The organism is Amycolatopsis sp. NPDC039088 (genome assembly GCF_055598845.1).
Genome location: NZ_JBVKAE010000018.1, coordinates 175,045 through 182,216 on the forward strand (window position 1 = coordinate 175,045; position 7,172 = coordinate 182,216).

General features: G+C 68.5%; 7 protein-coding genes. 3 read left to right on the plus strand and 4 right to left on the minus strand.

Annotation, left to right across the window (positions count from 1 at the left end):
- Positions 1–333: 333 nt before the first annotated feature.
- The 4 genes from ACZ7KI_RS23715 to ACZ7KI_RS23730 form a co-directional block, all read right to left on the minus strand.
- Positions 334–1,002: a response regulator gene (locus tag ACZ7KI_RS23715; RefSeq protein ID WP_470275270.1), complete on the minus strand. Its 669-nt coding sequence runs from the start codon at positions 1,000–1,002 to the stop codon at positions 334–336.
- Positions 999–2,123, minus strand: a complete 1,125-nt coding sequence (locus ACZ7KI_RS23720; RefSeq protein WP_470275271.1) for a sensor histidine kinase — start codon at positions 2,121–2,123, stop codon at positions 999–1,001. The genes ACZ7KI_RS23715 and ACZ7KI_RS23720 overlap by 4 nt, the downstream gene beginning before the upstream one ends.
- Positions 2,124–2,181: 58 nt before the next feature.
- Positions 2,182–3,030: a hypothetical protein gene (locus tag ACZ7KI_RS23725; RefSeq protein ID WP_470275272.1), complete on the minus strand. Its 849-nt coding sequence runs from the start codon at positions 3,028–3,030 to the stop codon at positions 2,182–2,184.
- A 63-nt stretch (positions 3,031–3,093) separates the two neighbouring features.
- Positions 3,094–3,927 (minus strand): helix-turn-helix transcriptional regulator, encoded by an 834-nt coding sequence (locus ACZ7KI_RS23730; protein WP_470275273.1) that lies wholly within the window; start codon positions 3,925–3,927, stop codon positions 3,094–3,096.
- A gap of 108 nt (positions 3,928–4,035) precedes the next feature.
- On the opposite strand from ACZ7KI_RS23730, the gene ACZ7KI_RS23735 reads away from it, so the two are divergent.
- The 3 genes from ACZ7KI_RS23735 to ACZ7KI_RS23745 are packed head-to-tail and all read left to right on the plus strand — an operon-like array spanning position 4,036 to position 6,909.
- On the plus strand, positions 4,036–5,466 hold the full coding sequence (locus ACZ7KI_RS23735; RefSeq protein ID WP_470275274.1) for an MFS transporter: 1,431 nt from the start codon (positions 4,036–4,038) through the stop codon (positions 5,464–5,466).
- Positions 5,467–5,519: 53 nt separating this feature from the next.
- Positions 5,520–6,038, plus strand: coding sequence for an RNA polymerase sigma factor (locus tag ACZ7KI_RS23740; protein ID WP_470275275.1), 519 nt, complete (start codon positions 5,520–5,522; stop codon positions 6,036–6,038).
- A complete protein-coding gene (locus ACZ7KI_RS23745) occupies positions 6,031–6,909 on the plus strand; it encodes a VOC family protein (protein WP_470275276.1) in 879 nt (292 codons plus the stop codon). Before ACZ7KI_RS23740 ends, ACZ7KI_RS23745 begins: the two co-directional genes overlap by 8 nt.
- Positions 6,910–7,172: the final 263 nt, after the last annotated feature.

Sequence of the window (7,172 nt, forward strand, 5' to 3'; positions counted from 1 at the left end):
CGCAAGTTTCGGCGAGTCACGGTTGAAAACACCGGGAAATCAGGGTTAGCCGTACGCGCATATGGCTTGAGCTCGCTCACCGGGAATCGTCGATCACCATGCGGACCCGAATGTTTTCCCAGGTGGAAATGAAAAAGAAGCGAGGATGCCCGAACGAGATCCCGCCTGCTTGAGCAGCTCAGGGCCGTGCATCTGCACGTGCATCTCAGCGATTTAACGGAGGGTCAACGATCCCCGGTCCTCGGTCACCCCACGTGATGCGGGTGTCTTCCCCGCAAATCTCATCTTTTTGGGGGAATCCTCACCAGCCGGATAACGCGGCGGGGGTCCGGATCAGGCCCGCCGGGGGCTGACCAGGCCGGATTCGTAGGCCAGCACCACCAGCTGCGCCCGGTCGCGCGCCCCGATCTTGGTCATGATCCGGCTGACGTGCGTGCGCGCGGTGGCCGTGGAGATCACCAGATGCGCGGCGATCTCGTCGTTCGACATACCGCCGGCGACCAGGCCGAGGACCTCGCGTTCGCGGTCGGTGATCTCGCGGACGGCGCTCACGTCGATGCGGCGGTTCTCCGGCCGGTCGACGAATTCCGCGATCAGCCGCCGGGTCACGGTCGGCGCCAGCAGCGCCTCGCCCGCGGCGACCACCTTCAGCGCCCTCAGCAGTTCCACCGGATCGGTGTCCTTCAGCAGGAACCCGCTCGCACCGGCCCGCAACGCCTCGTAGACGTACTCGTCGACGTCGAAAGTGGTCAGGACCAGGACCTTCACCCCGGCCAGCTCCGGATTCGCGGTGATCCGCCTGGTCGCTTCGAGCCCGTCGACGCCCGGCATCCGGACGTCCATCACCACGATGTCCGGCTTGTGCTCGACGGCGGCCGCGACAGCCTGCTCGCCGTCACCGGCTTCGGCACAGACCTCGAAGCCGTCTTCGGTCTCCAGCAACACCCGGAAACCCGCGCGCACCAGCACCTGGTCGTCGGCGAGGACCACCCGGATCGTCATAGTTCCCCCTTGATCGGCAAATCCACGCGAACCTGGAACCCGCCGTCCACGACGGACGTCGTGAGCGCGCCACCCAGCGCCGCCGCCCGTTCGGACATGCCGCGCAGCCCGTGGCCGGGCGCGGGCTCGACGGCGTCACGACCATCGTCGCGGACCAGCAGGGTCAACGCACCGGTTTTCCGCTCGAACCTGACGTCGACCCCGCGTGCCTGATTCGCGTGGCGGACGACGTTCGTCAACGATTCCTGCAGGATCCGGTACGCGGCGCCGTCGACGGGAGCGGGCAGCTCACCCGGTTCGCCGTCGACGCGAACCTCCAGCCCGGCGGCCCGCGCGTGTTCGAACAGCTCGTCGGCCTGGGCGAGGCTCGGCGCGGGTGCCTTGTCCTCGCCGGAGCGCAGGACGGCCAGCGTCGCGCGGAGGTCCTTCAGCGCCGAAGCGCTGGCCTCCTTGATGTTCAGCAGCGCCTCTTTCGCCTGTTCAGGGCGCCGGTCGGCGACATGCGCGGCGACCCCGGCCTGCACGTTGATCATCGCGAGGCTGTGCGCGACGACGTCGTGCACCTCGCGGGCGATGGTGAGCCGCTCCTGCTCGGCCATCCGGTGCCGATGCTCGTCGGCCTGCTCACGCCGGGCCCGTGCCGCGGCCAGGCCGTTGCGCACCGCCGTCCCGACCCCGACGACCGCGATCACCCAGACGAACCCCAGTCCGGTCCGGAGATCGAAACCGGCCAACCCGTGCCGGGCGAACAGTGCGACACCGGCGGCCACGAGCAGCGAGCCACCGGTGATCCCGGCGACCAGCGGCCCGCGGATCTTGGTGAGCACGAACAACGCGATCGTCGGAAGCACGATCACCGGCCCGCCGGGATTGTCCGAGGCGTAGTAGCCCAGCGTCAACGCGGCCGTCAGCAGAAAGATCGGCAACGGATACCGGTGGACCAGCAGTAGCGGCACCGCGATGGCGACCAGCCACAATGCGCCGAAGGTGGTCAGCGGCGGCGTGCCCGGTTGCCAGCGGGCCGCGCTGCTCGTGGCGCCGAGGACGAACCCCAGTGGCAGCACCACGCGCAATACGCGACCCGCCCAAGGGCTCCACGGATACCGTTCTTTCAGCAGCACAGGACGAAAGCTACCGGGGGCGGGGGCGGATCGCGTCCGTTGGAAAGCGGCTTCTCGGCTACGCCGCGTGCGGTAGGCGCCGCAGGACCGAAGTCATCATCAGCACCCCGCCGATCACCTGCACGACCAGCACCGGCACCTGCCCGGACGAATTCATGGCGAACGCGCTGAACAGGCCCCACGACCCCGAACCCGCCATCGCCCCGGCGCCGGTCCACACCAGCACCAGCCGCGGCCAGAACCGTCCCCGCGAAACGGTCGCCAAGGCCACCGCGGCGAGCGCGCCGAGCAGTGCGATCACGACGTCCTGGCCGCGAGCCGACATCCCGCCGGAGCCGAACGCCCAGATCGTGTGGGCGATCGCGGAAACGAGGGCGGCTGCGATACCGAGCCCGCCCGGCATGCCGATCCTCCCCGGTCGCACGGTGCCGGTGACGACGAACCACCAGCGATCGCGGGCGTAGAGCACGAACGCGGTCAGCAGCAGGACCCCTTGCCAGGCGAAACCGCCGTAGACGACGGCCCAGACCCAGTTCTCCAACGGCAGTTCGGCCGGTTGCGGCCGCATCAGGTCGGCGACGATCACCGGCAGGTTCAGCACGATCGGCGCGAGCAGTCCGGTGCCGATCCAGATCGGGAAGAGCACGAGCGGCGCGGGGATCCGACGGCCCCAGGAGTAGGTGAAGGCCAGCGCGAGCACCACCGCGACGACGTCCATCCCGCCGGTGAGCAGGTTCGCGAAGAACATCAGCTCGGAGTCCACAAAGGACGGATCTCGGAGGCCGATGCTGCCTCCCGTGACCCAGGAGGCCTTGAGGGTCAGATAGGGCAGCGTGCCCAGGATCGCGGCGTAGCAGACGATCAGGCGGGCACTGGAGATCTTGGGGGTGGCGACTGCTGCGGTCATGCAGTCAGCTTCGGCGTCCACACGGCGGAAAGACTCCCTCGCGAGCCTGGTGCGCCTCCCTCTTCAGAAGGAACTGGGCAGTTTCGCCGCGGTTTCCTCGTCCGCCGGGGTGAGCGTCGCCAGCGAGATCTCCGAACGCCGCCCGAGGTACAGGTAGGAGAACTCGAACCGCAGCAGGCCGACGTCCGGGTGCAGGTATCGCTTGAGCACGATCCGGTCGCCGGAGACGTCGTGTTCCTTCCACATCCGCTCGAAGACCTCGGACTCCTGCCGGAGCCGCTTGACCAGGTTCTTCCACGCCGGTTCGGTGAGGTGTTCGGCCATCGCCGCCCGGAAACCGGCGACTACGCGCGGCAGGTTGGTCTCCCAGTCGGGCAGCCTGCGCCGCCACTCGGGATTGGTCAGGCATTGGACCATCGTGTTGCGGTCCTCGAACGGGATCGCGTCGACGTCACCCATCAGCCAGTTGTAGGCCCGGTTGTAGGCGAGGATGTCGCATCGCGCGTTGCGCACGCAGACCGGGAACGGCTCCAGTTTCGTCATCATCCGGTAGATGTTCTCGCTGAGGAGCTTGCAGTCCTTCTCCAGCGACGGCTCGGGAGCGCCGGCGAGGGTGAACAGGTGAAGGTGCTCGTGCGGGTCGAGCCGCAGCGTGCGGGAGATCGCCTCCAGCACCTGCTCGGAGGCGTTGATGTCGCGGCCCTGTTCGAGCCACGTGTACCAGGTGACCCCGACCCCGGCGAGCTGCGCGACCTCCTCACGGCGCAGTCCAGGCGTGCGGCGCCTGCCGCTGATCGGCAGGCCGACCTGATCCGGGGTGATGCGCTCGCGGCGGCTGCGCAGGAAGGCGGCCAGTTCGTGCCGTCGCACGTCGGCCACTCGTGAATCGACGGTCATGGTCACCTCATCAGGTTCGCAAAACTCCGAGCCCGTTACCAGGTAGTGGTAATACCAGGATAAACACACTCCTGGTACCAGGCTGGACCTCGCCCGATCGTAGTACCCATGACTTCGACGCAAGCTTCGGTGACGCCCACCCGCGTCGCCACCGGACCGGCCCTGACCTCGGCGGGCCTGGTCACCGTGCTGTTGGGGGCGGCACTCCCGCTCATCGATTTCTTCATCGTCAACATCGCCCTGCCCGCCATCGGCTCCGACCTCCGCACGTCGTCGGCCACCTTGGAACTGGTGGTCGCGGCCTACGGGATCGCGTATGCCGTGCTGCTGGTCGTCGGCGGCCGGCTCGGTGACGCCTTCGGTCGTCGCAAACTGTTCCTGATCGGGCTGGCTTCGTTCACCGTGACCTCCCTGCTCTGCGGGATCGCGCCGACGGCGCTGACGCTGGTACTGGCGCGGGCCGCGCAGGGGGCGGCGGCCGCGTTGATGCTGCCGCAGGTGCTGTCGATCATCCAGGCGACCACGACCGGTGAACGCCGGTCCAAGGCGCTCGGCCTCTACGGTGCGACCGCGGGGCTTTCGATGGTGCTCGGCCAGTTCCTCGGCGGGGCCCTGGTCGCCGTCGATCTCTTGGGCACCAGCTGGCGGCCGATCTTCCTGGTCAACGTGCCCGTCGGGATCGCCGGACTGGTGATCGCGCGACGGCTGATCCCGGAGAGCCGCTCCAGCAACCCGATCGGCATCGACCGCTGGGGCACCGTTCTCCTGGCGATCTCCCTCGTGTCGCTGTTGCTGCCGCTGGCGGAAGGCCCGGTGCTGGGCTGGCCACTGTGGACGGTCGCGCTGCTGGTCGTCTTCCCGTTCGCCGCGGCCGGGTTCGTCCAGGTCGAACGCCGGATGGAACGGCACGGCGGTATCCCGCTGCTGCCGCCGTCGGTGATGCGGATGCCGAGCGTGCGGCAGGGGCTGCTGGTCGGGGTGCCGTTCTTCATCGGCTTCAGCGCGTTCATGTTCGTGTTCGCGGTGACGCTGCAGGACGGTCTGCACCTCGGTCCGCTGGGTTCCGGACTGGTGACGGCGCCGCTTTCGCTCGCGTTCTTCGCGATGTGCCTGGTCAGCAGCCGCCTGGTGACGCGGTTCGGGCAGCGGGTCGTGGCGGCCGGCCTCTCGGTCCAGCTGCTGGGGCTGCTGGTGCTGATCGGCACCGTGCTGCTGGAGTGGCCGAACCTGGGCGTGCTCGATTTCGCGCCGGGGATGCTGCTGTGCGGTCTCGGTCAGGGACTCGCGATGACGACGGTGTTCCGGATCGTGCTGTCCAAGGTGCCGCCGGAGATCGCCGGGGTCGGCAGCGGGATGCTGACGACGTCGCAGCAGGCCGCGATGGCGCTGGGGGTGGCGACGTTGGGCACGTTGTTCGCCTCGGCCGGCGCGGGCCCACTCGGGATGAAGGGCGCGTTCGTGCTGGTCATCGGGATTCAGGCGGTGCTGACGATCGGTGTGATCACGGTGGCGCGACGGCTGCCGGATCCGCGGAGCTGAGAAAGTTCGGCCGCACCCGTCGGAGAAGTGGCTCCCCGAGCGACGATGGGGATGTGACGGAACCACGGGTGCATCGGGACCCGGCCTTCGCGCTCTTGTCGCTGTACGACACGGCGTTGCCGGAGGTCTACGGGTACCTGCTGTCCCGGTGCGGTGATCGCACCCTCGCCGAGGAGTTGACGTCCGAGACGTTCCTCGGTGCGGTGAGGGCCTGTCGCAAGGAGCTTGCGCCCGCAGTGAGCACCGGGTGGCTGATCGGCGTCGCCCGGCACAAGCTCGCCGATCACTGGCGGCGTAAGGAACGTGAGGAACGCGGGCTGCGGCTCGTCCACGAGGAGGACGTCACCGATCCGTGGGATGAACGGCTGGACGCCCTCCTGGCGCGCGAGGTGCTCGCGTCGCTCGGGGCGCATCATCAAGCCGCATTGACGCTTCGCTACGTCGACGGCCTCCCGGTCGCGGAGGTCGCCGCCCATCTGGGGCGCACGGTGCATGCCACGGAGGCGTTGCTCGTGCGGGCCCGTGCCGCGTTCCGGCGTGCTTACCAGGAGAAGGAGGGTCGCGATGCCTGATCCGTTCGACGCGCTTCGCGCACCCTCGCAGCCGGTCGATCCCGACCCGCTCTTCGCCGCCGAACTGCGCGACCACCTGCGTCGCGCCGTCTTGAACGGAGCCGATATGACACGCACCGATACAGCCGAAGTACGTTCGTTGACGCCGTACCTCGTGGTGACCGACGCCCGCGCCGCGCTCGACTTCTACGTCGAGGTGTTCGGGGCGCGGCGCCGGGCCGAACCGATCGTGATGGAGGACGGCCGGGTCGGGCACGCGGAACTGGCCATCGGGGACAGCGTGCTGATGCTCGCGGAAGAATTCCCCGAACTGGGCAATGTCGTGGCGTCCGCCGGTGGCCCGCTGATCCGGGTGGAGGTCCCGGACGTGCACGCGACCGCGCGCCGGGCCGTCGAACTGGGCGGGGAATTGGAACGTGCCGTCTCGGACGAAGGCTACGGTCTGAGCGGGGCGATCAAGGACCCGTACGGTCAGCGTTGGCTGGTGTCGCAAGCCGCCCCTTCGGAAACTTCCGGCGCGAAGCCGATCCGACACGGCGAAGCGGGCTACTTCACCTTCCAGGTCCCGGACGACCAGCGGGCGAAGGCGTTCTACGGCGCCGTCCTCGGCTGGCAGTTCTCCCCGGGACGGGTCGAAGGCGGTTGGGGCATCGAAGGTTCCGGCCTGCAGGGCGGTCTGTGGGGTGGCCCGGGGCGGCAGGTGGGCTGGAAGGTGATGTACGCCGTCGACGACCTCGCCGCCGCACTCGACCGAGTGCGCACCCAGGGTGGCCGAGCGGGCGAAACCGAACAGCAGCCCTACGGCCTGAGCGCCGAATGCGTGGACGACCAGGGCATCGAATTCTGGCTCTGGGAACAGCCGCGCTCTTAAGGTCACCACCCCAGCCCCCACCCGTCCCAGGGGGGCGACCCCGAAGCCAGTCTATCGCCGATGGGGGTCGCGGAGTGGGGCTGAGGCGAGTTGTCCACAGACGGGGGGTCATTGTGGATAACCGGGGGCCCATGCCGTGAAGGCCTCCTTCCCTACCTTGAGAGCAGGGGGTCCCGGCAAAGTCGAGGTAGAGCTTGATCAACGGAAGATCAGGGACACTCAACGTCCCTGATCTTCCGTTGATCAAGGGCGAGCCGAGGTAG